Consider the following 26,180-nt stretch of genomic DNA (forward strand, 5'->3'; position numbering starts at 1 on the left):
TCATGGTATTGTCCGCTGGACAGGGAGTGATTGATGACGAGTTTGAGACGACGCAATGCCGAGAGCGGCTACCCAAGGGGTGACGAAACCAAGGCGAGGATCATCAAGACGGCAATCTCGTTGTTCGGTGAGAACGGATTTGCTGGCGTTTCCGCCCGGGAGATCGCCAGCGCGGCAGGCGTGCCGGCACCGTCCTTGCAGTATTATTTCGAGAACAAGGAAGGTCTTTACGAGGCCTGCATCGCGGACATTCATGCCTCCGCTTGGGAAGCTATCGGACCTGTCACGTGTGAGGTCGAGGAACTCCTCACGGCCAAAGCGGACGCGGACAAGGTCATCGACGGTTATTGCAGAATTCTGGAGGCTCTCGCGGATTTTCTGTTCGCGATGCCGGATGCGGCCAGCCGCGCGTTGTTCGTGGCCCAGCATCGTTCGCCGTCAAATTCGCCGACCAATAAATCGAGCGGCAAAAGTGCCACGGGCAGGCGAATTCAGGAGTGTTGCGCTGCCATCGTCGCTCGCGTCTCCAGAAATCGTCTTACCGACGAGGAGATCGGCATGGTGTGTACCACGATCAACGGGCAGCTGATTATCGTCCATCTTGCTCGGGAGCATGTGGAAGACATGATGGGGTGGCAGGAGATCACACCCGAGAGGATCGAGGCCCTGAAATCGGTCGTGAGAAAACACACAACCGTCATCCTGAATTCCTATCGATCATGACGTCTTGAGGGAACCTGGGCACGGACACGGCGGGGCAAGCGTGCACGCCAATCTTCCGTTTGCTCGTCCCCGTTCTTGGTCACCAGAATAAGCCCCTTCGGCCTCAAGCAGTGCCCTGAGTTCACGGCGCAACATCGGACCCGTCGCTCCCTTGAGGCGAGGAAGGGGAGAGCCACCAATAATTGGCTGCCAACAGGGCTACAAATGCCCGAACGCTTAAGACAATGTCGATGACGTTCAAGTCAGGCTTGAGCATTTTGCGGGCCACGACAAACGCGAGCAGCTCCAGTATCGCCCTGAGGTCGTGAGTGACGAGCGTGCGGACGAGTTCTATGGCGATCACCAGCAACAACACCCGATAGATCAACTCATAGAATGTGTCCGTCTGCCCCCAACTCATCGCTAAAAGAGTTTGGGCGCTGCTCAGGCCAAAAACGGCGACCCCGCCAAGGATCACCAGCGCCAGGATGCGCTCTAGCCAGGTCGCTATCGTCTTGAAGCTGTTCGATATGCGATCGTTCGCGTCCATCGTTGAAGCATCCTCTTGTCGGTACAGCAGTCGCGAGACCTGGAAGCCCGTCACGATCAGCGTCACGGCGTTCTTGATATCGGTCGCTCCGCGTCATTTCCTCCCAGCGGCTATCGGGCCGGCATAATTGGCCTAAGCACCGAGCGTTGTCTTTACCCTTTCCCGAGTATAGGGCAGATCGTAAAGGCGCTTGCCTGTCGCGTGCTTGAAGGCGTTGGCAATGGCTCCCCCCGTCGGTCCTTGGGCGGCTTCCGCGACACCGAGATAAGGCTGGCCGGGATTGTCGACAACATGCACCTCGATGCTGTCCGGAACCGCGCTGAAGCGCAGGATCGGATAGGCCGACCAGTCGGGGCTGGTGATCCGTGTATTGTTGAAATGCACCGCCTCGTAGAGTGTCCAGCTCATCGATTGCAGGATGCCGCCCTCGGTTTGGTTGACGATGGCGTCTGGTGCAACGGCCTCGCCGCAATCGACGGCGGATACGACGTGCGAAATCTGGATGATGCCCGTCTCGGCATCGACCTCTGCTTCGAGCGCGATGGCCAGATAGGCGGCATGGTTCTTGTATTTCGCGAAGGCGAAGCCACGTCCCGTGCCCGCCGGTAGCGGATCATTGTTCCAGTCGAACTTGTCGGCTGTGACCTCGATCACTTTCCGGGCCCGTGGGTCCTTCATGTTCCGGAGCCGGAACTCGACGGGGTCAGCCCCGGCTGCTTCGGCAAGCTCGTCCATGAAGCTCTCGATGGAGAAGACGTTGCAATAGGCACCAAGTCCGCGAAGCGCCGAGACGCGGACCGGCATGTCGGCCAGGAAATGCCAGTTCACGCGCTGGTTCGGGACGTCGTAGAGCGGAATGGCGTTGCGATCGCCATTGCCGAGCGGCGATATCTGCAGCTTGGCCGCATCCGGCGGGAAGTGCTTGGCCATCAGTCTCCCGGCGATCAGCGAGCCGGCAGAACCCGGACGCGTACCGTGGTTGTTGCTCCACAGATCGTAGTGCCAGTTGACGATGGTTCCCTTTTCATCGAGCGTCGCGTTGGCGCGGGTCAGCATGGCCGGACCGTAGGGTTCCCACAGATGCTCCTGATCGCGCATCCATTGCACACGCACCGGACGGCCGGGAAGGGTGGTGGCGATCAACGCCGCATCGGCCGCGGCATCGTCGGCGCCGTTATGACCGTAGCAGCCCGAGCCTTCCGTATGGATGCAGCGCACCTTGTCCTCCGGCATGCCGACCATTTGCGCGATCGCCTTGCGGTCCGGATAGACGCCCTGGGTATGCGTCCAGACAGTCAGCGCATCGTCCTTGAAAACGGCGACTGCCGCGGAAGGGCCGATGGAGCCGTGCATCTGGTAGGCACGGGTGAACTGAGCCGAGAGCGTCTTGACGCCCGCGGCTGTGTCCGCGCCGACCGACGTGACGGTGCCGACCTCGCGGACGTTGGCTTCGAGCCATGCGGGAATCCGCTCCTGGTCCGGAAGCACGGCCTGTTCCTGCCATTTTGCGATGGCGGTCATGGCGCGCATCGCCTTGACCGCTTGGAACTCCTGCTCGGCCACGACGGCAAGGAAATCACCGTCGCGCACAATGGCGATCACGCCGGGCATGGTCCTGATCTTGGTTTCGTCCAGCTCGACAAGCTTGGCCGAATAGCTCGGCGGCCGCACGACGCGGGCATGCACCATGCCTTCGGGACGCATGTCCTGCACATAGGCTTCGCCGCCAGTCACCTTGCCGGGAATGTCGACGCGGGCAAAAGGTTTGCCGATGGCGTGATAGCTGTCGGGCGACTTGATCTTGGTATTGGGGTCGGCGTCGATGTGCAGCATCTGCTCGGAGACCAGTTCCCCGTAGCCGACCGAAGCACCGTTCGGGGCGATAACTTTTCCATTTTCCGCCTTTAGTTGATCGGCCGGGACGCCGAGCTTGCCGCTCGCCTGGGTAGTCAGGATCTGGCGGACCTGAGCGGCCGCATAGCGGATCGCAGTGCCGCTGTTCTGGATCGTCTGACTGCCGGCCGTATAGCCCTCATTCGGTGTGATTGCCGTATCGGCGGTGATCAGATGGATCTCCCTCGGCGCTACCTCAAGTTCTTCGGCAGCGATCTGGCGCAGCGAGGTTTTCGTACCCTGGCCAAGTTCGGCCTTGCCGGTGAAGACGGTAATCGTACCGTCCGCATCGATGCGGATCCAGGCATCCAGCGACGGTGTGTCGGCGAGGCTGCCCTGCAGCTTTGCCGGCGGCTTGGGCGCGGTTGGCACCTCGCCTTCCTGAGCGGAAGCTTCGAGCGGGATGGTGAAGCTGACGACCAGGGCGCCGGTGCCGGCGAGGAAGGTCCGGCGGGTGATGTCGAAAGTGGGGACGTTCATCGTCTTCCTCCTCAACCAGCTGAAACCGGGGTGGCGGAGGCCGATTTCATCAGCTCGCGCGCCCGCTGGACGGATTTCAATATCCGCATATGCGTGCCGCAGCGACAGAGATTGGGTTCCAGCGCCGTGCGGATATCGGCATCGGTGGCGTCCGGTTTCGATTCCAGGAGCGCCTGCGCCCGCATCATCATGCCAGCGATGCAATAGCCACATTGCGCCGACTGTTCCGCGATGAAGGCCCGCTGCATCGGTCCGGGATTGTCGATCGTGCCGAGGCCCTCGACCGTCTTGATCCGCCGGCCTTCGAGCAACATGATGGGGGTGAGGCAGGAGAAGACTGCCTTGCCGTCGACCATGACCGTGCAGGCGCCGCACTGGCCCATTCCGCAGCCGAACTTGGCTGCATTCAGCTTGAGGTCGTTGCGCAGCACATAAAGGAGCGGTGTGGAGGGATCAGCCTCGACCTCGTGGACCGCGCCATTAACGTTGAGCTTCATCATTGGTCTTGCGCTCCTATATCATCGGGGCCGCGCTCAATGCCGTCGGACGGCCGGACGCTGACCTGGAACTTTCCACTTCTGGTATCGGCCGCGCGCGCCGCGACGTCCGGCCAGGCAGGCTGGCCGGCAAAGGTCTCGCGCAGATAGGCAAGCAAATCGGTCAGCTGTTCGTCGGTCATCGCCGCGGCGAAGCCCGGCATGATCGCACTCTGGCGGCCACTTGCCGCCGGCAGGCCGAAGAGCACCATGTTGATCGCATTGTGCGCGTCGGGCGCATTGATCGTGCTGCTCAGGTGAAAATTGATCCCGCCGAAAGGAAGGGGGCGGCTCCCGTCATGACAGGTGGCGCAGGCGGCCTGATAGATCGCCGCGCCACGGCCGGCGGGCGTATCGGTTGGAGCGCTGGCAAGCACGAGATCCTCGCCGATCTTCTTGCGGATCTGCTCGCCCCTTTGCTGGCGTTCTGGCGAGGGTGTGCCCATCAGCGCGGCGACATAGGTGGCGATCGTTTTGACGTCGGAATCCGGAAGCAATCCGACATTGCCGGTCACCTCGCCCATCGGGCCGTTGGTGACGCCATGGTCGGCATGCCAGCCCTGGCGCAGATAGGCAAAGAGACTGTCTTGCGTCCACGGGATCGGGGCCGGCGAACTGGGGTTGAGCGCTGGCGCGCTCCAGCCTTCCGCCTGACCACCGGCGAGATGCATGCCCGCCCTCTCGGCGCCGAACATGTTGCGCGGCGTGTGGCAGGCGCCGCAATGGCCGAGGCCGTTGACGAGATAGGCGCCGCGGTTCCATTCCTCGCTCTCGGAGGCGACCTTCTGGAAGGGGCCTTCGTTGAAGAAGAGCAGCTTCCAGCCGGCGAGCACGAGGCGAATGTTCAGCGGGAACGGCAGTTCGTTTGCCGGCGGCGACTGCTTGACCGGCGGTCGGGTCATCAGGAAGGCATAAAGCGCCTTGTTGTCCTCATCGGAAACGAGCGTGAAGTGATCGAACGGGAAGGCAGGATAGAGATGCTTGCCATCGCGGCTGACGCCTTCGCGCATGGCACGGTTGAAGGCCGCCTCCGACCAGGTGCCAATGCCGGTTTCCGGATCGGGCGTAATATTGCTGGAATAGATGGTGCCGAATGGGGTCGGCAGGGCGAAACTGCCAGCGAAGGAACGGCCACCCGGTTGCGTATGACAGGCTGTACAGTTGCCGACCGCGGCCAGCATCGCGCCCTTGTGGATTAGCGCCTGATCGAAGGATGTGCGATCCGGCGGCCTGATCGGCGCTATCGCGGATTTCCAGGCAATTGCAAAGAAACCCGCACAGGCAACGATCACAACACCCAGCAGGCCGAATAGGAAATGTTTCAATCTCACTTAATGCTCCTCGGCTCCCCTTATGGCAGAAAGCGCAGCCGCAGGAAAAAGCCCATCTTCAGGATAAGATGATGAAAACATTCATGATATTGTATCTTTCAGGGAATATATGTCGCGCTTGACATCCGTCAATTCACGCGTGTGTGACCGCTCAGATACGTGAAACTGCGTGAAATCGCGTGGTGAGTATTATCCTGAAAACATCTGAGCGCCGGCTCGGGTATGCTCTCCAATTCCATGCAAGCCGAAGTTCAATTCGCTCCTTCGTGGAGCTTCCCTAATTGATTTTCGCGGTTGTCCGCGACCTCACGGCACAACAGTCAAATAACCGGGCCGCCGTCGCCAGCCTCGCCTTCTTCATTCGACTAACCGGACGCTGATCCATGGAACTCCGTGGCAGATCACCGGTATAGAGCTGCGACGATGGCGTTAGGCCGGTTGCTGAAATGGATGTATGCAGAAGAAGAGCTGTTCTGCTGGAGCGTTACAAGCGCTGGTTCGCCGCTTTGACGAACGCGTCAAATATTCGAGAGCCAGGGTGGTCTGCGGGATCAAACAATTCCGGATGCCACTGTACCCCCATCGCGAAAGATAGCGAGGGTACCTCAATCGCTTCGACAACGCCGTCCAAGCCACGGGCAGTAGCAACGACACTGTCGGACAGCTCTACGATTGCTTCCCTGTGGAAGGTGTTTACGCTGAATGTCTCGGCAGCAAAGATATCAGCCATTCTTGTGCCGGCTTGGATGGTTACCTCATGGAGCGGACTGCCGCGGTCATGATTGATCGCACCCGACCAGGAGGAGTGCACATCCGAAACCATGCGACAACCATGTAGGCACCCGAGCATCTGCATCCCATTGCAAACGCCGAGCACTGGTTTATCGCGGGCAAGGAACCCCTTCATCAGCGCTATCTCGACTGCGAGACGATCAGAGATCGGGTAGCGAGACTGATCGCCGTCGACGTACCACTGTTTCGGAAAGTTGATGCGCCCTCCGACACTTAAGAACCCATCGAATTCATCAACCACTTGGTCTACGAGGTCTGGCACGTAGGGAATGCCGTATGGAAATCCCCCTGCACGATCAATGGCTGCAAAGTAGCGTTTCGAAATATCATACCGGTCACCACCAGCACTGGTGTTTTCGTCCATGATGACGGCGATCGTGGGTCTGCGCTTCATTGATTTGCTACCTTGATCCATCCGGGAATCGCGCGGGATTTCTATCAAGTCGTATCAGCGCGTGCCGTGCCAGTCACCCTTTCGACGGACGCTCGACGTGGCTTCGTCATATTGCGTTTTTGAATCTCGATTCCGGTAGCGCGGATCGCGCCAGGCATCCCAGGTGCCGACGACAGAAAGGCAATTATCGAGGTGCAAGTCTTGCGAACTCTGCACCAAGAGATCACGCAAAGGGTTCGGTCGGGCCCTTCGCCGGCTTCGTGAACCACTCAGCTCCGGTCTCGGTCATGTGGATGTGGTCTTCGAGCCGGATGCCGAAGCGACCGGGGAAGACGATCATCGGTTCGTTGGAGAAGCACATGCCGGATTCCAGCCGGGTGGCGTTGCCGCGAACGATATAGGGCTCTTCGTGGATTTCCATCCCGAGACCATGTCCGGCGCGGTGCGGCAGGCCGGGTAGGGCGTAATCCGGACCGAGGCCATGTTCGGCCAGTACACGGCGGGCGGCATCGTCGAGACTGCCGCAAGAAGCGCCAAGGCGGGCGGCCTCGAACACCGCCTGCTGGGCCTCCCGCTCGATTGCCCAGGCGGCAGCGAATTCCGTCGTGGGCTCCTCCAGCACGTAGGTTCGGGTGAGATCCGAATGATAGCCGTCGAGCCGGCAACCCGTATCGACGAGAACCACGTCGCCCGGTGCATAGATATGGTCACCATCGGCGCCATGAGGAAGCGACGTCGCTAGTCCGAAGGAAACGATGCAGAAGCTTGATCCGCCCTCGGCGCCCAGTGCGCGGTGCTGTTCGTCGATATGACGCACGACTTCCGAAGACCTGACGCCCGGCTTGATGAAGGAATGCGCGCGGCGATGCACCTCCAGCGTCAGGCCCATGGCATACTGGATAAGAGCGATTTCGGTCTGGGACTTCCTGAGCCGCAGGTCGCGGATCAGTCGTCCGCCGTCGACGAGCCGGTCGGCGCCGAAGGCGCCGGCAAGCTGGTGGTAGATGAACAGCGGCAGGGCATCGTCGAGCGCCAGTCTGGCATTTGCCGGCAGCAGCGAGGCGATCAGCGCCGCGGTCGCTTCATCTTCCTGCCAAATGACGATTTCACCCGGCAGACGCGGCAGGCTCTCGACCCTGCTCTTTTCGAAGCCCGGCGCGATGTAGCGGACACCCTTTGGCGTCACCAATGCGCCAAGCAATCGTTCGCTCGGGTGCCAGTCGAGGCCCGTGAAATAGCGGAGGCTCTCCGTCGAGCCGAGCAGGCAGCCGTCAAGAGCTTTATCTTCGAGTGCGGCCTGCAGGCGCGCGAGGCGCTGGCGCCGTTCGTCATCGGTGATCTTCGCAACGGGATGGGACCAGGACATATCGGAGTTTCCTTGTTCGCGGAGCCGGATGGTGAGCCGCCTATACGATCATGTCGTCAGATTGTCGACAGTGATCCACCCGATTCATTCGATGCGAAGCTGCAGTTCGGTGGTCAAGTGGCACCCTGCGGCCGCGGGTTCAATGCGTGCTGTCGCTGTCCGCTGTTCACCGACGTGCATACAAAAAAGGCCCTGCCGTGACGGCAAGGCCTCATTTTGTCTAGAGCATACAATCCCCACTGCGGATCGAGGAGTGTCTCATTGGGCAGCCGCGGCCCTTTGCTCGCGTTTCGGCAATTTCCAGCCTGGCCGTACAAAGTGGCAGGTATAGCCATTCGGGATGCGTTCCAGATAGTCCTGGTGCTCGGGTTCCGCTTCCCAGAAATCGCTGACCGGAACAACCTCGGTAACGACCTTTCCGGGCCATAGACCCGAGGCGTCTACGTCGGCGATCGTGTCCTCGGCGGTCGCACGCTGTTCGTCGTTGGCGTAGAAGATCGCCGACCGGTAGCTGGCGCCGAGATCATTGCCCTGCCGATTCACCGTTGTCGGGTCATGGATCTGGAAGAAGAACTCGAGGATGTCGCGGTAGCTGGTCTTGGCGGGATCGAACAGGATCTCGATCGCCTCGGCATGATTGCCGTGATTGCGATAGGTCGCATTGGCGACCTCGCCACCGGTGTAGCCCACGCGAGTGGATACGACGCCGGGGAACCGCCTGATGAGGTCCTGCATGCCCCAAAAGCAGCCGCCCGCCAGTACTGCACGCTCTACGGTCATTGGAAACGTCCTTTCCAGTCAAACAATGGGCGGTAAACATCGGCACCCATTTCTTGCGACATTAAATGGGGACTGGCGTGGCATTTTGCCAGACTGCGTATCGCCGCCGCCGTTTCAGGATTGGCGATTCAAAACTACCGCTTCATATCCGGACAGACATATGGAGCCTTTGCAGCAGCATAGGTCCGCTCGACGATATCCTTGCCGGCAGTGATTTGAAGGGTGAGGCCATCGGCTGAAACGGCCTTGATCCTGGCGTGTATGATGGCGCCGTCCTCATCCCATGAAATCTCCTTGGAAGACGCCTGTTTCCAAGTCCTGAGAGCATAGGTTTCCCAGCAGGAGTCGATCAGCAATTTGCCTTTCGGCAGGAAGATCATCATCGGGCCTGGCAGGTCGGACTGGGCTTTGGTCTCGATCCACGGCGTGCCAATCAGCGAAGACGTGGCGGCTTTCTCGGCAGCGAGAGTCGGTGTCGCGAGTGCCACCGCGGCAATACTGATTGCGGCAACTGAGGCTTTCTTCAAAGTCTTTCTCCATAAGCGGGAATCATCCCGCCGAGCATCAGTCACGGTTGGGCGACAATGTGGCCGGAGCGCAAGGGAATGTGTTTGGAGAGAGCCAGGCGGTAGCGCTAGACGAGCACCGCCTGGTCGACGCGGTCCTCGGTTCCGAAGAACTTCAGGTAACGCTGGACCTCTGCAGGGTCGCCGGTCGCTTTCTGCGGATTGTCCGACAGTTTTACGGCCGGCCGGCCGTTGGCGTCGCTGACCTTGCAGACGATGGAGATCGGGTTGAGCCCCGAGATCTCCGTCGGCGCGCAGCCCGCGAAGTCGTTCGTCAGGTTGGTGCCCCAGCCGAAGCTCATGCGCACCTTGCCTTCGAAATGCTTGTAGGTGTCGATAATCGCGTCGACATCGAGCCCGTCCGAGAAGATCAGCAGCTTCTGGCGCGGATCGCGGCCCATCTTCTTCCACCAGTCGATGATCTTCTCGCCGCCCTCGATCGGTGGGGCGCTATCCGGCCGGAAGCCCGTCCAATCGGCGACCCATTCGGGCGCGTCGCGCAGGAAGGCGGCCGTGCCGAACGCATCCGGAAGCACGATCAGCAGGTTGCCGCCATAAAGCTTGTTCCAGTCGCGCAGAACCTTGTAGGGGGCGTTGCGCAGCTCCGCATCGTTCTTGGCCAATGCGGCCGCCACCATCGGCAGCTCGTGGGCGTTCGTCCCGACGGCTTCGAGGTCGGAGTCCATGGCGAGCAGGACGTTGCTGGTGCCGGTGAACGCAGGACCAATGCCTTCCTTCAGAGCCTCGACGCACCAACGCTGCCACAGGAAGCTGTGGCGGCGGCGTGTGCCGAAATCCGAGATCCGCAGCCCCGGCAATTCGCGCAGGCGCTCCACCTTCTCCCACATCCGTGCCTTGGCGCGGGCGTAGAGCACATCGAGCGTGAACGGTCCGAGCGCCTTCATCGCGGAGCGCGAGCGCAGCTCGTTGATGATGGCAAGTGCCGGAATTTCCCACATGGTCGTGTCCTTCCACGATCCATGGAAGTCGAGCACATATTGACCATCGCGTTTCGACAGCTCGTATTCGGGAAGCTGGAAATGAGAGAGCCAGGCCAGGAATTCAGGCTCGAAGATCTGCGCGCGCCCATAGAAACTGTTACCAGCGAGCCAGATCATCTCCTTCTTGGAGAGGCGGAGCGAACGCGCATGGTCGAGTTGCTCCCGCAGTTCGCCCTCGTCGATCTCTTCGGCCAGCAGCACGCGTTTGGTGCGGTTGATCACCGTGAACGTCGCGTCGACGTCTGGATAGAGCTTCCAGATCATCTGCAGCATGAGCAGCTTGTAGAAGTCTGTGTCGATCAGGCTGCGAACAATCGGATCGAGCTTCCAGGTGTGATTGTAAACGCGCCTTGCGATATCGGTCTTGGCCATGAACTCCGCCCATTCCCAAACCGGACACGTCGCGTCATAAGCCGACGCACGAAGACCGGCTCGTGCGTTTCTTATCGAAAAATCAGCCGGTAAAGTCCAGCGCAAACAGAAAAGCAACCTGCCGGCCGTCCGACAGGATGCTTCGTAGTGACCGCCTGACCCGCCCCGTTTCTATTGCACGGGGGCATTCGGCGTAGCCGGTGCCGGGTTCGATGCCGGCGGCTGAGACGGTGCCGGTGTTGGCTGCTGCGACTGAATCTGCTGTCCTGGCGGCTGCGGAGCAACCTCCACGGCTTCCTTCTTGCCCCAGATTTCGACCGGGATCCACACGATGAAGGCGAACACCAGCGCGACGAGCAATACCATCAGGACACGGGTGCCCATGCGGCCTTGCTTCGCCTTGACCGGCGAAATTGTTTCCTCGGTATGAACCTTGCCGTCCGCTTCTTCCCAGCGCGTTTCCGTCTGCTGAGCCATGCTTGTCTCCTTCCGATGTCGCGCGAGCCGTCATCGGCCTGGCACCTCATCTCGGAGAAAAACGAATGGAAAGCGGCATGGTTCCTGCCGTCAGTAACCGCTCTGCCTGTCGACGACGAATTGCAACGGCTCGCCGCCCTCGTAGCGGGCGATCTGGCGCTCGACATGCCGGAAGAGGGCGGTCTCGTCGGATACGGCCGCGTCGTGCGGTGTGATGAACACGTTCTCCAGCCCCCAGAGCGGATCATCGGAGGGCAGGGGCTCGACGGCGAAGACGTCGATCGAGGCGCCGCCGAGCACGCCGCCTTCGACCGCGGCGACGATATCGGCCTGCACCTGGCTCTTTCCGCGCCCGGCATTGATGAACACTGGCTTGCCGAGCGCGCCGCCCTGCCGCAGCTTTGAAAACAGCGCTGCATTGTAAAAGCTGGTCGTCTCGGGCGTTAGCGGCAGTAGCCCGACGAGAAAGTCCGTCTTGGAGAGGAACTCATCGAGGTGATCGGCGCTGAACGTCTCGACGCCTTCGATCTCCTTGCGGCTGCGCGACCAGCCGATGACGTTGAAGCCCATGACTTTCAGCTTGTAGGCCGCGTCCTGGCCGAGCACGCCAAGGCCCATGATGCCGACGGTGATTTCGGCCGCCTCCGGCGGTACCAGCCTGCCCCAGATGCGCGCCCGCTGATCCTTGTCGTGCTGATGCTGCTGCCGGAGATGCATGAGGCACTGCATCACCACCCATTCGCTCATGCGAGTCGTCAGGCTGCGGTCGGAGAAGCGAACGATCGGCACATCGGGCAGGCCCGGCAGGTTCATGAAGCTGTCGACGCCGGCGCCACCCGAGAAGATGACCTTGAGATTGGGGGCGCGGTTGAAAAGGTCCGGGTCCGGCTTCCAGAGAAGCGCATAGTCGATGCCGGTCAGATCGCGATCCTTGTCGGCGGGATCGGCGAGATTGATGCTGCCGCGATCTGCAAAGGCCGTTTTCAGGATGCGGGCAACGGTATCGGGGTCGAACTTCAGATCGACAAGAATGGGCGGTTTTGCGGACATGATCGTCTTTACTGTTGGACGGCGGGTGTCGGCACCGCCTCGATGTTGAAGGCGGCAGCCATCAGGGCCTTGGTATAATCGTCCTTCGGCGCACCGAAGATATCGGCGGACGATCCCTGCTCGACCACCTTGCCGAATCGCATGACGATGACGTCGTTCGCCAGCGCCTTCACCACCTTCAGGTCGTGGCTGATGAAGAGATAAGCGAGATCGTGCTTCTTCTGCAGATCGCGCAGGAGGTCGACGACTTGCGCCTGGACGCTCATGTCGAGCGCCGATGTCGGCTCGTCCAGCATCACGAAGCGGGGTTTCAGCACCATGGCGCGGGCAATGGCGATGCGCTGACGCTGTCCGCCGGAGAATTCGTGCGGATACCGCCAGCGAGTGAGTGGATCGAGACCCACTTCCTCCAGCGCCCAGCAGACCCGCTGGTCGCGCTCCTCGTAGGAGAGCGACCGCTCATGCACCTTCAGCCCCTCGGCGATGATGTCGCCGACGGACATGCGGGGGCTGAGCGAGCCGTAGGGATCCTGGAACACGACCTGCAACTGGTTGCGCAGCGGCCGCATTTCCGTAAATGAATAGCTGGCTATATCCTTGCCGACGAAGCTGATGCGGCCCTGCGACGAGATCAGCCGCGTCAGCGCGAGACCGAGCGTCGTCTTGCCGGAACCGGATTCGCCGACGACGCCGAGCGTTTGGCCCGCACGCAGCTGCAGGTCGATGCCGTCGACGGCCTTCACATGATCGACGACCTTGCGCATGAGCCCGGCCTTGATCGGGAACCAGACGCGGATATCCGATCCCTGCATCACGATGGGCTTCGAGGAGTCTGTACGCGGCGGCTCGCCACGCGGCTCGGACGCCAGGAGATGCCGGGTATAGTCGTGCTTCGGGTTGCGGAAGACCTCTTCCACCGTGCCGGACTCGACGATCTTGCCCTTGGTCATCACGCAGACCCGGTCGGCGAACTTGCGCACGATGCCGAGGTCGTGGGTGATGAAGAGCATGGACATGCCATGCTGGCCCTTCAATTGCCGCAGCAGTTCAAGGATCTGCGCCTGCACGGTGACGTCGAGCGCGGTCGTCGGCTCGTCGGCGATCAAAAGCTCCGGCCGGTTGGCGAGCGCCATGGCGATCATCACGCGTTGCCGCTGGCCGCCGGAAAGTTCGTGCGGATAGGCCTTCAGCCGCTTCTCCGGCTCGCGAATGCCGACCTGATTCAAGAGTTCGAGAATCCGCTTGCGCGCGGCCTGTCCCTTCACACCCTGATGCAACTCGAGAATCTCGGCAATCTGCTTCTCGATCGTGTGCAGCGGGTTGAGCGAGGTCATCGGCTCCTGGAAGATCATCGTGATGTCATTGCCGCGCACCTCGCGCAACGCCTTGTCGGATGCCTTCAGGAGGTCCTTGCCCTTGAACAGGATTTCGCCGGAGGGATGGCTGGCCGCGGGGTAGGGGAGCAACCGCAGGATCGAATTGGCGGAGACGGATTTGCCCGAACCGGACTCGCCGACCAACGCCACGACCTCGCCCTTGCGGATCTCGAAGGAGACGTGATCGACAGCCAGCGATGTGTCGCCGCCCTGGTGGAATGCCACCGAGAGATCGCGAACGGACAGCAATGTTTCGGCAGCGTCACTCATTGAAACGTCTTCCTGGGATCGAATGCATCACGAACCGCCTCGCCGATGAAGATCAACAGCGACAGCATGATCGACATGGTGAAGAACGCGGTCAGCCCGAGCCACGGCGCCTGCAGGTTGGCCTTGCCCTGTGCGATCATCTCGCCGAGCGACGGCGAGCCCGGCGGCATGCCGAATCCGAGGAAGTCGAGCGAGGTCAGCGTCGTGATCGAGCCCGACAGGATGAACGGCAGGAAGGTCAGCGTCGCGACCATCGCGTTCGGCAGCAGGTGGCGCCACATGATCGTCCGGTTGCCGACGCCCAGCGCTCGCGCCGCCCTGACATACTCGAAATTGCGAGCCCGCAGGAACTCGGCGCGCACGACGCCGACGAAGCCAACCCAGGAGAAGAGCAGCATGATCCCGAGCAGCACGAAGAAGCCGGGCGGCAGGATCGCCGCGATGATCAGCAGAATGTAGAGCACCGGCATCGACGACCAGATCTCGATGAAGCGCTGCAGCAGCAGATCCGTCCAGCCGCCGAAATAGCCCTGGATGGCGCCGGCGGTGACGCCGATGACGGCCGAGCAGATGGTCAGCACCAGACCGAACAGCACGGAGATGCGGAAGCCGTAGATGACGCGGGCAAGCACGTCTCGTGCCTGATCGTCCGTGCCGAGCCAGTTGAGATTGCCGAAATTGCAGCCGGGATCGGCCGCTCCCTGCGGATATCCGGAGCAGCGCTCTTCCTTGCTCATCAGCCAGAAGGGCGGAGTCGGCGCAGAATGCGGGATGTTCGAATTGACAGAACGATAGGAGTAGCGGATCGGCGGCCAGATCATCCAGCCATTGGCATTGATTTCGTCCGCGATGACGTCGGAGCGATAGTCCGTTTCGGCGAGGAACCCGCCGAACCTCTCTTCGGGATAGTTGACCAGGACGGGGAAGAGGATCTCGCCCTTGTAGCTGGCGACGATCGGCCGGTCGTTGGCGATGAACTCGGCAAACAGGCTGAGCACGAACAGCACAAGGAACAGCCACAAGGACCAGTAACCGCGCCGGTTGGCCTTGAAATTCTTCCAGCGGCGGATGTTGGTCGGCGACAGCAGGCCCTTGCGCGGCGGCTTGACCGGCGTTGCGGTCGTCGGATTGGCGGCGGTGTCCATCAGACCTCCCTCCGCTCGAAGTCGATGCGCGGATCGATCCATGTGTAGATCAGGTCGGAAATCAGGCTGACGAACAGGCCGAGCAGCGAGAAGATGTAGAGCGTCGCAAACACGATCGGATAGTCGCGGTTGACGACCGAGAGATAGCCGAGCCGCCCTAGGCCATCGAGCGAGAAGATGTTCTCGATCAGCAGCGAGCCCGTGAAGAAGGCGGAGATGAAGGCGCCGGGGAAGCCGGCGATGATGATCAGCATGGCGTTGCGGAAAACGTGGCCGTAGAGCACCTGCCTTTCGTTCAGCCCCTTCGCCCGGGCGGTCACCACATACTGCTTCTTGATCTCCTCGATGAAGGAATTCTTGGTGAGCAGCGTCGTCGTCGCGAAGGCGGCAAGAGAGAGCGAGATCAGCGGCAGCGTCAGGTGCCAGAAATAGTCGAGTGGTTTCTGCCACCAGGCGAGCTGGTCGAAATTGTCGGAGACGAGGCCGCGCAGCGGGAACCAGTCATAGAAGGATCCGCCGGCAAAGAGCACGATCAGCAGGATACCGAACAGGAAGCTCGGAACCGCATAGCCGATGATGATGACGCCAGAGGTCCAGACGTCGAAGGTCGAGCCGTCCTTGACCGCCTTGCGGATGCCGAGCGGGATCGAGATGCCGTAGGAAAAGATCATGATCCAGACGCCGAGCGAAGCCGAGACCGGCAGCTTCTCCTTGATCAGGTTCAGCACGGAGGTGTTGCGGAAGAAGCTTTCGCCAAAGTCGAAGCGGATGTAGTTCCACATCATCTCGCCGAAGCGCGTCAGCGGCGGCTTGTCGAAGCCGAACTGCTTTTCGAGCTTGGCGATGAGCTCCGGATCGAGCCCCTGGGCGCCGCGGTATTTCGAGCCGCCTTCGTCAAGACCGCCGCCGCCGAGAAGGTCGCCGCCGCCTCCGGAAAGCCGCGAGTCCGCGCCCTGCGCATCGCCGGTCAGTTGCGCAATCACCTGCTCGACCGGACCGCCGGGTGCGAACTGGATGACAGTAAAGGAGATGGCCATGATGCCGATGATCGTCGGGATCATCAAAAGCAGGCGGCGAAAGATATAGGCGCCCATTAGTAAGGACCCTTCCGGGAAAGCTTGCGTCGAGCGCTGTCCAGTCTATCGCCGTTCAATCCGTGCGGTCTCCTCGTGGTGTGGGCAGGCACGTTACGCCTTGTCCTGATTCGCATGGTTCATTTGGAGCCCAGCCGTCAGGCCAATGCAAGCCTGCTCATTTTGCCGCGGCGGATGACCACCAAACATCGGGGAAGCCGGTCGCATAGGTCGGATATTCAGCCGGCCGCGTGACGGTGTTCCAATAGGCGATCGATTGCGTGCCGCGATAAAATAGCGGCACGACATAGTGCCCCGCTAGGAGCACGCGGTCGAGCGCCTTGATCGCCGCCACCTGCTCGTCGCGGTTGGGGGCGAAGATCACCATGCGGATCAGTGCGTCGATCGCCGGATCGGCAATGCCCGCATAGTTGCGGGAGCCCTGCTGGTTGGCCGATCCCGAGCCCCAATAGTCGGCCTGCTCGTTGCCGGGGTTCATCGTCTGCGCCCACACATTCCAGATCATGTCGTAGTCGAAGCTGCGCACCCGGTTGGTGTATTGCGAGGCATCCACGGTCCGGACGCGCGCATCGATGCCGATCTTCTTCAGATTGTTGGTATAAGGCACGGCCCAGCGTTCCAGCATCGGGCTCGACAGCAGGATCTCGAAGCTCATCGGCTTGCCGGTCTTGGTATTGACCATGCGGTTGCCCTTGATCTCCCATCCCGCTTCCTTGAACAGCCCGATCGCCTTGCGCAGGTTGTCGCGGCTCTTCTGCGGATCGCCGCCGACCGGATTGGTATAGGGCGTAGTGAAGACCGCGGGCGACAGCTTGTCCTTGAGGCCGCCAAGGATCTCCAACTCGCGGCCCTCAGGCAGACCCGAGGAGGCAAGCTCGGTGTTCCAGAAATAGCTGTCGATGCGCTTGTAGGTGTTGAAGGCGACGGTGCGGTTCAGCTCCTCGAAGTCGAAGCCGTAATTCAGCGCCTCGCGAACCTTTTCGTCCTTGAAGATATCGCGACGGGTGTTCGGCACCAGAGCCTGCATGATGCCAGTGGCGCGCAGTGCGTTGGGGACGTCCTCCTTCTTCACGCGCCCGTCCTTGACGGCAGGGAAATCATAGCCGGTTGCCCAGCGTGCCGCCTGCGTCTCCTGCCAATAGTCACTGTTGCCGGCCCGGAAGGCCTCGAATTCCACGTCCCGATCGCCGAAATAGGTGTAGGTGATCGAGCCGAAATTGTTCTGGCCGACATTCACGTTGAGGTCCTTGCCCCAGTAGTCGTCGCGCAACTCGTAGCGGATAGTCGCGCCCGGCGCGAAGGCAGCGATCTTGTAGGGGCCGGATCCCATCACCGGCTCGAGCGTCGTCCTGGAAATGTCGCGCGGCTTGCCGTCCGGTCCCGCGCCCTCCCACCAGTGCTTCGGCACCACGGTCAGCTGTCCCAGGATATTGGGAAGCTCCTTGTTATTCTTCTCGTCGAAGGTGAAGGTCACGTCGCGTTCGCCCGTCTTCTCGGCCTTTACGACATGCTTGTAGTAGTTGGACAGGAGCGGATTGAGCTCCTTCGATTTGTCGAAACTGAAGACGACGTCATCAGGCGTCACCGGCATTCCGTCGGCCCACTTGGCTTCCTCGCGCAGCCGGAAGGTCGCGTTCGACACGTCGTCGGGAAAGAAGACGCCTTCCGCCAGCAGGCCGTAGGAGGCGAGCAGTTCGTCGTCGGCCGATTTCATCAGCGTTTCGAAAGGTAGTGTCAGGCCGACCGCCGTTTCGCCCTTCGAAAGCAGCGGATTGAAGGTGTCGTAGGTGCCGGAGGCGGAAAGCCGCAGGTTACCGCCCTTCGGCGCATCCGGATTGACATAGTCGAAATGCTTGAATCCCGGCTTGTATTTCAGCGCGCTGATGACGGAACTGCCGATCTGGAAATTTGGCTCCTGGGCAACGGCCTGCAAGGGCAGCGCCATTGCGCCGAGAAGAGAAAACACCACACCAAATTTCGACCACGTAAGCGCCATTCGCCAACCCCATTTTTTTTCTGCTTTCGCCGACAATAGGCGAAAAACAGGCGAAAAACAGGTGAGCCAACAGTTTTTGTCCGGCTCGCGGGATCGTGACCAAGGCTGCGGCCCGTCAGCTCGTTGCTTCCTCCAGCCGTTTCCGCAGCATTCCACGCAGTTCCGCCGTGATGCGTGGGTCGCCTCCGAGATCCGGATCGTGCGCCGCGGTGACGATGATCCGAAGGAGTTCGAGCACCAGTGCCGCGAGCAGGTCCACGTCGTCGCCAATCGACGGCGCGGCCTTGCGCAGCAGCGCGGTGATATTGCCGCGCAGTTCCGCCCGCGATTGCACCTTGCGTTCCTTGGGAATGTCCCGGCGCGCCGCCAGCACAGGGAACTCACGATGCTCCTCGAGAAAGGCGCCAAGTCGGGCAAATATCGCGTCGCCGATCTCCGTCGCACGCTTGCCTTCCACACATGCCTGCAGATCCACCAGCGCCGCGTTGAGCTGCCGCAGCCGTTCGAGATGCAGCGCTTCCGCCAGAAGCACCTTGGTCGGGAAGAACTGATAGAGCGAGCCGATCGAGGACTTCGCTTCGGCAGCGATCTCGGTCATCGTCGCGGCTTCGTAGCCTTTGTCGAGAAACACCCTGGCCGCCGCCTCGGTCAGAACGGCAACGCGCTCCCGCCCGCGCTTCTGCTTCGGCGACCGTTTCGTCAGGTCGAGGCTTGCTTTTTGTGAGGGCATCCTCATACTTTCAATTGTGAGGATATCCTCATATTTATTTTGGAGCCTTCCATGTCCCTCTACGATCCCAAGACCACGGCCCTGATTTCCATCGATCTGCAGGGTTTTATCATTGCCAGGCCTGTCGCGCCCCATTCCGCCCAGCAGGTAATCGAAAATACCGCCACGATCGCCAAGTCGCTGAAATCCGCCGGCGGCACCACGATTTTCGTGACTGTCGGATTTTCCGCAGACTATGCCGATGCTGTCAACCAGCCGACTGACGAGCCGATTGCCTTCCCACAGGGTGGTCTGCCGGCCGAAGCCTTGCGCGAGCCGCCTGAGATCGCGGCGCTCACGTCCGATGTACGCATCACCAAGCATCAATGGAGCGCCTTTTACGGGACTGAAATGGACCTGCAGCTGCGCCGCCGCGGCATCAAGACCGTGATTCTCACCGGCATCGCCACCAATTTCGGTGTCGAAGCCACCATTCGCGATGCCTTCGCGCACAATTATGCGGTCATCGCCGTCGAGGATGCGATGACGACGTTCTCGGCCGAGATGCATGCCTTTGCCTGCGAGCGCATCTTCCCGCGCCTTGCCCGGGTGCGCAAAACCGCCGACATTCTTGCTAACGCCTGAGCCTCACAATGCTGCCCGACTGGGCATGGGCAAAAACATCGATTCACCAAAATTGCTTTTCACGGTAGATTCGATCGCAAATCACTCGGCCGCGGCCCGCAGACGCTCAGGACATGGCATGGCGCTCCATACCACCAGGACTTTCCAGACTTTTTTGAAATTGGCATTCGCCGGCGTGCTCGGCGCAAGCCTTGCTGCCGGCGAAGCCGGCGCCGAACAGAAGCAACCGAATCCCGGGAGCGCCAAGGCGATTTTCGGTTCCGTCTCCCTGCCGAACCAGGGTGCGGCGCAGCCTTTCGGCTTCTATGCGAAAGGCTGCATGTCCGGCGCTGTCGCGCTGCCGGTCGATGGGCCGACCTGGCAGACCATGCGGCTTTCGCGCAATCGCCGCTGGGGCAATCCGGCGATGATCTCGCTCCTGGAGCGGCTGTCTCGTGATGCGGCACAGTATGATGGATGGCCGGGCCTGCTCGTCGGCGACATCTCGCAGCCGCGCGGCGGGCCGATGTTCAACGGCCATGCTTCGCACCAGATCGGACTTGATGCAGATGTCTGGCTGACGCCAATGCCCGCTCATCCTCTGAGCATCGAGGAACGTGAAACGCTGCCTTTCACGACGATGCTGCAGAAGAATGCGTTTCTGACGATAAATCCCAATGTCTGGACCGAATCGCGCGCCCGCCTGTTGATGCGCGCGGCGAGCTATCCGCAGGTCGAGCGGATCTTCGTCAATCCGGCCATCAAGAAGAAGATGTGCGACACCTGGACGGGCGACCGCACCAATCTCGGCAAGCTGCGGCCGATCTACGGTCACGATTCACACTTCCACATCCGCATCAAGTGCCCGCCGGGCACAACCTCTTGCAAGCCGCAAGCGCCGGTGCCCGCCGATGATGGATGCGGCAAGCCGCTCGCATGGTGGTTCACGAAGGAACCATGGGCGCCGCCGAAGCCGCCAAAGCCCGGCACGAAGCCCGTCAAGCCGCGCGAAGTCATGGTCTCCGATCTTCCGAACGCTTGCTCGTCGGTTCTCGCAGCGCCATCCGTCGACTCCATTCAGGCCGCGACGTTTGGTGGAACCCCCGGCGCTCCGGCGATTGCGCCGATGGCGGTGATGCCTGCAGCGGCATCCGACGATGCACTGCCTGACATCGGCCCGGTGCCGGACGACAAGCCGTCCGGTGAGTAGGCGTTGCCATGGGGGCGACGGTCTTTCAAAAGACGGACGCTTCGTATAGAAGCAGCCAAATCGATTGAATTTTCAGGCGGAGGTCCTTTTCATGGCCGGCGGCAAGTGCCTTGCATTGATTGCGCATGACCAGAAGAAGGACGACATGGCGGAGTTCGCACGCCGCCACCGCGAGACATTCGCGAACTGGAAGATTGTCGCCACCGGCACGACCGGCGGCCGCGTGTTGGAGGCTGCTCCAGACCTCGACGTGACACGCTTGAAGAGCGGCCCGCTCGGCGGCGACCAGCAGATCGGTGCCCTGATTGCCACAGGCGAAGTCGACGTGTTGATCTTTTTTGTCGATCCTCTGACGCCGATGCCGCATGATGTCGATGTCAAGGCTTTGATGCGGCTTGCAATCGTCTACGATATCCCGATGGCGCTGAACGAAGCGACCGCCGACAAGCTTATTGCCACCCTTCACGCGTAACCGGCGCTAGAATAGCGCGCACGCACGGAACCTGCCATGCCCCAGCTCGATACCCGCGACACCGCCATGCCCTTCCCGATCCTGATCGGCGATATCGGCGGCACCAATGCCCGTTTTGCGATCATCCCCGACGCCACGGCAGAGCAGATCCATTTTCCGAATGTCCGCACCGCCGATTTCGAGACGATCGACGATGCGATCCGTAGCTGCATTCTCGAAAAGAGCAGCCTGCGGCCGCGCTCGGCGATTCTCGCCGTCGCCGGACCGATCAGCGCGGACGAGATCCCGCTGACGAACTGCGACTGGGTTGTCCGCCCGCGCACGATGATCGCTGGCCTCGGCATCGAGGACGTGCTCGTTGTCAACGACTTTGAGGCGCAGGCCCTGGCAATTGCCAACCTCTCGGACGAGAACCGCGAGCGCCTTGGCGATGCGTCGGGCAAAATGGTCGCATCCCGTGTCGTCCTCGGCCCCGGCACCGGCCTCGGCGTCGGCGGCCTCGTCCATGCACGCGGCTCATGGATTCCGGTGCCGGGCGAGGGTGGTCACGTCGATCTCGGGCCACGCACCGCGCGAGACCTGCAGATCTTCCCGCATGTGGAAACGATTGAGGGCCGTGTCTCGGCAGAGCAGATCCTTTGCGGCCGTGGTATCGTCAATCTCTACCTGGCGATCTGCACGGCGGATGGCATCGAGCCCGTTTACGCCGACCCTGCTGATATCACCTCGCACGCGCTCGCCGGCTCCGACCCGGTTGCCGTCGAGACGATCAGCCTGTTCTCGACCTATCTCGGCCGTGTCGCCGGCGACATGGCGATGATCTTCATGGCCCGCGGCGGCGTCTTCCTTTCCGGCGGTATCTCGCAGAAGATCCTGCCGGCGCTGAAGAAGCCGGAATTCCGTGCCGCGTTCGAGGATAAGGCGCCGCATTCCGAGCTGCTTTCGACGATCCCGACCTATGTCGTCACCCACCCGCTTGCGGCTGTCGCAGGGCTCTCGTCCTATGCCCGCAACCCCGAGAGCTTCGGCGTCTCGACCGACGGCCGCCGCTGGCGGGCGTAACACTCTGGTCAAAAGGCTGCCAACTCTTTATAGACCCGCGCGAGCGCACGCAGTCATGAGGACATGCGTGTCCTGACACACAGGAAGACTGATTTTTGCAAGCACCGGACACCAAGCAGACGCCCGTAAACAGCGACAGCATCACCGGCATCTTGAAGCGCATCATCGCAGAGAACGGCCGGGATCATCTCTGGGGCTATGTTTTCGCGATCAGCTGCCTCGTCATCGTTGCCTTGTCGACGGCGTACACCGCCTGGATCATGAAGTCTGTCATCAACGAGGCGTTCGAACACCGACGTGCCGACATCGTCTGGGTGATCTGTTTCACCATCTTCGTAGCCTTCGTGTTGCGCGGCTTTGCAAGCTACGGTCAGGCGGTGGTGCTGTCGAAGATCGGCAACAACATCGTGGCGCGGTACCAGCAGCGTGCCTATGCGCACCTGATGAAGCTGTCGCTCGGATACTTCAACCAGACACGCTCGGCTCACGTCGTTGCACAGCTCAATCAGAACATCGGCGGCATCCGTGATGTGATGAACCTGACGATCACGTCGACGGTGCGCGATCTCCTGACGTTCGTCTCCCTGCTCGCCGTTATGATCATTCAGGATCCGCTGCTCAGCCTGGCGGTGTTTGTTCTGGCGCCGCCTCTTCTTTATGCACTGCGATACGTGTCGAAGCGGCTTCGCGTGGCGACCAAGGAGGCGATCAACGTCAACAGCCACGTTGCCGGTGCGATGCAGGAAACCATCCAGGGTATCGCCATCGTCAAGGCCTTCACCATGGAGCGCCAGCTCGAGCAGAAGGTCGACAAGCTTGTCCAAAGCGCGGAATGGCGCGCCAACCGCATCGCCCGCCTGTCCGAACGCACGGCGCCACTTACCGAAAGCTTCGCCGGCCTGGCGGTGGCGAGCGTCCTTGCCTATGCCGCTTACGGGACGATCTATAACAACATTCCGCCGGGCGCCTTCTTCTCCTTCGTAACGGCATTGCTGCTCGCCTATGATCCGGCGCGCCGCCTCGCACGCCTTCAGGTGCAGATGGAGCGTGCCGTCGTCAACGCCCGCATGATCTATGAATTTCTCGATACGGTGCCGCATCAGCGCGATGTGCCCGGCGCAAAGCCGCTCGTCGTGACGGAAGCCAAGATAGAGTTCCGCAACGTCTCCTTCGCCTATGGCGACGATGAAGTTCTTCGCGATGTCAGCCTTGTTGCCGATGGCGGAAAGACGACGGCACTCGTCGGCCCGTCGGGCGCCGGCAAATCGACGATCATCACGCTCATTCCGCGCTTCTACGATCCGAAGGCAGGCCAGATCCTGATCGATGGTCAGGACATTGCGCATGTGACGAAACGGTCGCTGCGCGAGCAGTTGGCCTATGTCTCCCAGCAGCCTTATCTCTTTGAAGGTTCGATCCGCGACAACATCCGCTACGGCCGCCCGGAGGCGACGGATGAGGATGTTGAGCGCGCCGCGCGCCTTGCCTATGCGCACGAGTTCATCCTGGCGCAGCCGCAAGGCTACGACACGCCGGTCGGCGAGAACGGCGTGACGCTTTCCGGCGGCCAGCGCCAACGGCTTTCGATCGCCCGCGCCCTTGTCCGCAACGCGCCGATCCTGCTCCTGGATGAGGCGACCTCGGCACTGGACACGGAGTCGGAAGCCGCGGTGCAGAAGGCACTCGATGGCGCCATGGTCGGACGCACGGTGGTTGTCATTGCCCACCGCCTGTCCACCGTTGTCCGCGCCGACAAGATCGTCGTCATGCAACAGGGCCGCGTCATCGAAGAAGGCAATCACGATAGCCTTGCGCAGCGTAGCGACGGTCTTTACGCTCGCCTCAACAATCTTCAGAGGCCAGCCGCCTCGGATGCCCGCTGATAGGATGATCGACTGACATGACCGATGCTGCGATGAAACTGGTTGTAGTTGGCGCGGCAGGGCGCATGGGGCAGACGCTCATCCGTCTCATCCACGCCATCGATGGCGTGACGCTGCATGCCGCGGTCGAACGTCCGGGCTCTCCCTTCGTCGGCAAGGATGCTGGCGAAATTGCCGGTCTCGGCGCGAATGGCGTTATCATCGGCGATGATCCGCTGGCGGCCTTTCTGCATGCCGAAGGCGTCCTCGATTTCACGTCGCCCGCCGGCACCGTGGAGTTCGCGGCGCTGGCTGCGCAGGCGCGCATTGTCCATGTCATCGGCACGACCGGCTGCTCTGCTGATGACGATGCGAAGATCGCGGCCGCGGCGCGTCACGCCCGTGTCGTCAAATCAGGCAATATGGGGCTCGGCGTGAACCTGCTCAGTGTTCTTGTCGAGCAGGCCGCTCGTGCACTGGATCCCGCAGACTGGGATATCGAAGTGCTTGAAATGCACCACAAGCGCAAGGTCGATGCCCCTTCGGGCACGGCGCTGCTCTTGGGTGATGCGGCTGCAAAGGGCAGGGGCGTCGATCTCGCCTCGCATTCGGTGCGGGTGCGCGACGGCCACACCGGTCCGCGCGAGCAGGGCACAATCGGGTTTGCCACGCTGCGCGGCGGCTCGGTTGTCGGCGAGCATTCGGTGATCTTTGCCGGAGAAGGCGAAACGGTGACGATGTCGCACAGCGCCACCGATCGCTCGATCTTCGGCCGCGGTGCCGTCAAGGCAGCGCTCTGGGCGCGCGACAAGAAGCCCGGTCTCTATTCCATGCTCGACGTGCTCGGGCTTTCTTCAAAGTAATCTATTTCGGAGGCATTTTTCATGAGCGGCACTCTCGTCCTCGTTCGCCACGGCCAGAGCGACTGGAACCTCAAGAACCTTTTCACCGGCTGGAAGGACCCTGAACTGACCGAGCTCGGCATTCAGGAAGCCAACACCGGCGGCAAGGCGCTCGCCGATTACGGCATCAAGTTCGACGTCGCCTTCACCTCGGACCTGAAGCGCGCCCAGGACACCCTGAAGATCATTCTCGACAACGTCGGTCAGCCGGACCTCAAGACCTTCAAGGATCAGGCGCTGAACGAGCGCGATTACGGCGATCTTTCCGGCCTCAACAAGGATGACGCCCGCGCCAAGTGGGGCGAGGAGCAGGTCCACATCTGGCGTCGCTCCTACGATGTACCGCCTCCGGGCGGCGAAAGCCTGCGCGACACCGGTGCCCGCGTCTGGCCTTACTACCTGACGGAAATCCTGCCCAGGGTCCTGCGCGGCGAAAAGGTGCTGGTCGCTGCCCATGGCAACTCGCTGCGTTCGCTTGTCATGGTGCTCGACCGCCTGACCAAGGAACAGATCCTCGCGCTCAATCTCGCGACGGGCGTTCCCATGGTCTACAAGCTCAACGCCGACTCGACCGTCGCTTCCAAGGAAGTGCTCGGCGACATGTCCGGCGCGCATTGACATCAAGGCGCCGCGCATCTGTTGTTGCTGCGCGGCGCTTTTCCAACTTGTTGGCACCGGCTTTTTAGCCTTCTGACGTGCTTTCCGCCTGAGGCGCCTTCTTCCGGGCAGCCTCGAAATCCGGCAGACGATTGGCGATCCACTGCCAGAGCGTCACCACCTCCACCAGAAGCTCACCGCCAAGCGGCGTCAATTCGTATTCCACGCGTGGCGGCACCTGCGGGTAGAGCGTCCGCGTCACTAGCCCGTCGCTCTCAAGCGTCCGCAGCGTCTGCGTCAGCACCTTCTGGCTGATCCCTTCCACCCGTTCCAGAACGCGCGAAAAGCGCAAGGGGCCTTTTGCCTCAGCCAATATGTGCATGACGCGCAGCGGCCATTTGGCACTGGCGCGCTCCAGCATCGCGCGCGCAAGCGCGTCCTCCTCGTCCGTCAGCGTTTCACAGAAGTCGAATGTATGATCGTTCAGGACGGTTACCATAAGGTATGTATAGATCCTCAGGGTACCTTCTTTCAAGATGAAACTGCCTCCCCTATATCCCTCGTGACGGAT

At 61.3% G+C, this 26,180-nt stretch carries 25 protein-coding genes; 8 read left to right on the forward strand and 17 right to left on the reverse strand.

All coding sequences use genetic code 11. The features are described from left to right. Positions 1 to 33: 33 nt before the first annotated feature. A complete protein-coding gene (locus tag AS026_RS35855; protein ID WP_018116700.1) occupies positions 34 to 723 on the forward strand; it encodes a TetR/AcrR family transcriptional regulator in 690 nt (229 codons plus the stop codon). A gap of 121 nt (positions 724 to 844) precedes the next feature. On the opposite strand, the gene AS026_RS35860 is transcribed toward AS026_RS35855, so the two are convergent. The 16 genes from AS026_RS35860 to AS026_RS35935 form a co-directional block, all read right to left on the reverse strand. After that, entirely contained in the window at positions 845 to 1,318 is a 474-nt protein-coding gene (locus AS026_RS35860; RefSeq protein WP_062375704.1) for a hypothetical protein, read from the reverse strand. A gap of 66 nt (positions 1,319 to 1,384) precedes the next feature. Next, positions 1,385 to 3,625, reverse strand: a complete 2,241-nt coding sequence (locus tag AS026_RS35865; RefSeq protein WP_062375707.1) for a xanthine dehydrogenase family protein molybdopterin-binding subunit — start codon at positions 3,623 to 3,625, stop codon at positions 1,385 to 1,387. A gap of 11 nt (positions 3,626 to 3,636) precedes the next feature. After that, positions 3,637 to 4,125 carry a (2Fe-2S)-binding protein gene (locus AS026_RS35870; protein WP_062375711.1) on the reverse strand — a complete coding sequence of 163 codons (489 nt, stop codon included), beginning with the start codon at positions 4,123 to 4,125 and terminating at the stop codon, positions 3,637 to 3,639. After that, positions 4,122 to 5,492 (reverse strand): c-type cytochrome, encoded by a 1,371-nt coding sequence (locus AS026_RS35875; RefSeq protein WP_062375716.1) that lies wholly within the window; start codon positions 5,490 to 5,492, stop codon positions 4,122 to 4,124. Before AS026_RS35875 ends, AS026_RS35870 begins: the two co-directional genes overlap by 4 nt. Positions 5,493 to 5,976: 484 nt before the next feature. Beyond that, a complete protein-coding gene (locus AS026_RS35880) occupies positions 5,977 to 6,699 on the reverse strand; it encodes a gamma-glutamyl-gamma-aminobutyrate hydrolase family protein (protein ID WP_062375721.1) in 723 nt (240 codons plus the stop codon). A gap of 202 nt (positions 6,700 to 6,901) precedes the next feature. Next, the gene (locus AS026_RS35885; protein WP_062375726.1) at positions 6,902 to 8,044 is read right to left on the reverse strand and encodes a M24 family metallopeptidase; all 1,143 of its coding nucleotides are present in this window, start codon (positions 8,042 to 8,044) and stop codon (positions 6,902 to 6,904) included. Positions 8,045 to 8,302: 258 nt separating this feature from the next. Beyond that, positions 8,303 to 8,824, reverse strand: a complete 522-nt coding sequence (msrA, locus tag AS026_RS35890) for a peptide-methionine (S)-S-oxide reductase MsrA (RefSeq protein WP_025658574.1) — start codon at positions 8,822 to 8,824, stop codon at positions 8,303 to 8,305. A gap of 134 nt (positions 8,825 to 8,958) precedes the next feature. Further along, a complete protein-coding gene (locus AS026_RS35895) occupies positions 8,959 to 9,351 on the reverse strand; it encodes a hypothetical protein (RefSeq protein WP_018116705.1) in 393 nt (130 codons plus the stop codon). A gap of 107 nt (positions 9,352 to 9,458) precedes the next feature. Then, complete coding sequence (pncB, locus tag AS026_RS35900; protein ID WP_062375730.1) at positions 9,459 to 10,763, reverse strand: nicotinate phosphoribosyltransferase; 1,305 nt, start codon at positions 10,761 to 10,763, stop codon at positions 9,459 to 9,461. Positions 10,764 to 10,934: 171 nt separating this feature from the next. Beyond that, positions 10,935 to 11,240: a hypothetical protein gene (locus AS026_RS35905; RefSeq protein WP_062375734.1), complete on the reverse strand. Its 306-nt coding sequence runs from the start codon at positions 11,238 to 11,240 to the stop codon at positions 10,935 to 10,937. 90 nt (positions 11,241 to 11,330) lie between these two features. Next, positions 11,331 to 12,290, reverse strand: coding sequence for a 2-hydroxyacid dehydrogenase (locus AS026_RS35910; RefSeq protein ID WP_062375738.1), 960 nt, complete (start codon positions 12,288 to 12,290; stop codon positions 11,331 to 11,333). An 8-nt stretch (positions 12,291 to 12,298) separates the two neighbouring features. After that, on the reverse strand, positions 12,299 to 13,936 hold the full coding sequence (locus tag AS026_RS35915) for an ABC transporter ATP-binding protein (protein WP_062375741.1): 1,638 nt from the start codon (positions 13,934 to 13,936) through the stop codon (positions 12,299 to 12,301). Continuing rightward, a complete protein-coding gene (locus AS026_RS35920) occupies positions 13,933 to 15,081 on the reverse strand; it encodes an ABC transporter permease (RefSeq protein WP_018116710.1) in 1,149 nt (382 codons plus the stop codon). The genes AS026_RS35915 and AS026_RS35920 overlap by 4 nt, the downstream gene beginning before the upstream one ends. After that, positions 15,081 to 16,175: a microcin C ABC transporter permease YejB gene (locus tag AS026_RS35925; RefSeq protein ID WP_018116711.1), complete on the reverse strand. Its 1,095-nt coding sequence runs from the start codon at positions 16,173 to 16,175 to the stop codon at positions 15,081 to 15,083. The genes AS026_RS35920 and AS026_RS35925 overlap by 1 nt, the downstream gene beginning before the upstream one ends. A 157-nt stretch (positions 16,176 to 16,332) precedes the next feature. Further along, positions 16,333 to 18,171, reverse strand: coding sequence for an extracellular solute-binding protein (locus tag AS026_RS35930; RefSeq protein ID WP_062375745.1), 1,839 nt, complete (start codon positions 18,169 to 18,171; stop codon positions 16,333 to 16,335). A 115-nt stretch (positions 18,172 to 18,286) separates the two neighbouring features. Further along, on the reverse strand, positions 18,287 to 18,901 hold the full coding sequence (locus AS026_RS35935) for a TetR/AcrR family transcriptional regulator (RefSeq protein ID WP_062375748.1): 615 nt from the start codon (positions 18,899 to 18,901) through the stop codon (positions 18,287 to 18,289). 51 nt (positions 18,902 to 18,952) lie between these two features. Here AS026_RS35935 and AS026_RS35940 point away from each other — a divergent pair, with 51 nt between their 5' ends. From AS026_RS35940 to AS026_RS35970, 7 genes are all read left to right on the forward strand, one after another. Beyond that, positions 18,953 to 19,525: a hydrolase gene (locus AS026_RS35940; protein WP_062375752.1), complete on the forward strand. Its 573-nt coding sequence runs from the start codon at positions 18,953 to 18,955 to the stop codon at positions 19,523 to 19,525. Positions 19,526 to 19,643: 118 nt separating this feature from the next. Then, positions 19,644 to 20,714 carry a penicillin-insensitive murein endopeptidase gene (mepA, locus tag AS026_RS35945; RefSeq protein ID WP_062375832.1) on the forward strand — a complete coding sequence of 357 codons (1,071 nt, stop codon included), beginning with the start codon at positions 19,644 to 19,646 and terminating at the stop codon, positions 20,712 to 20,714. 91 nt (positions 20,715 to 20,805) lie between these two features. Beyond that, entirely contained in the window at positions 20,806 to 21,186 is a 381-nt protein-coding gene (locus tag AS026_RS35950) for a methylglyoxal synthase (RefSeq protein ID WP_018116716.1), read from the forward strand. 36 nt (positions 21,187 to 21,222) lie between these two features. Further along, positions 21,223 to 22,248, forward strand: coding sequence for a glucokinase (locus AS026_RS35955; protein ID WP_018855276.1), 1,026 nt, complete (start codon positions 21,223 to 21,225; stop codon positions 22,246 to 22,248). 95 nt (positions 22,249 to 22,343) lie between these two features. After that, a complete protein-coding gene (locus AS026_RS35960) occupies positions 22,344 to 24,131 on the forward strand; it encodes an ABC transporter ATP-binding protein (RefSeq protein ID WP_018855275.1) in 1,788 nt (595 codons plus the stop codon). 17 nt (positions 24,132 to 24,148) lie between these two features. Then, positions 24,149 to 24,973, forward strand: a complete 825-nt coding sequence (gene dapB, locus AS026_RS35965) for a 4-hydroxy-tetrahydrodipicolinate reductase (RefSeq protein WP_018855274.1) — start codon at positions 24,149 to 24,151, stop codon at positions 24,971 to 24,973. Positions 24,974 to 24,994: 21 nt separating this feature from the next. Continuing rightward, on the forward strand, positions 24,995 to 25,630 hold the full coding sequence (locus AS026_RS35970) for a 2,3-bisphosphoglycerate-dependent phosphoglycerate mutase (protein WP_018116720.1): 636 nt from the start codon (positions 24,995 to 24,997) through the stop codon (positions 25,628 to 25,630). Positions 25,631 to 25,694: 64 nt separating this feature from the next. On the opposite strand, the gene AS026_RS35975 is transcribed toward AS026_RS35970, so the two are convergent. Continuing rightward, positions 25,695 to 26,108 (reverse strand): winged helix-turn-helix transcriptional regulator, encoded by a 414-nt coding sequence (locus AS026_RS35975; RefSeq protein ID WP_018116721.1) that lies wholly within the window; start codon positions 26,106 to 26,108, stop codon positions 25,695 to 25,697. Between the last annotated feature and the right edge of the window lie 72 nt (positions 26,109 to 26,180).

It is taken from the genome of Rhizobium altiplani (assembly GCF_001542405.1).
In the GTDB taxonomy this organism is placed as follows: domain Bacteria; phylum Pseudomonadota; class Alphaproteobacteria; order Rhizobiales; family Rhizobiaceae; genus Rhizobium; species Rhizobium altiplani.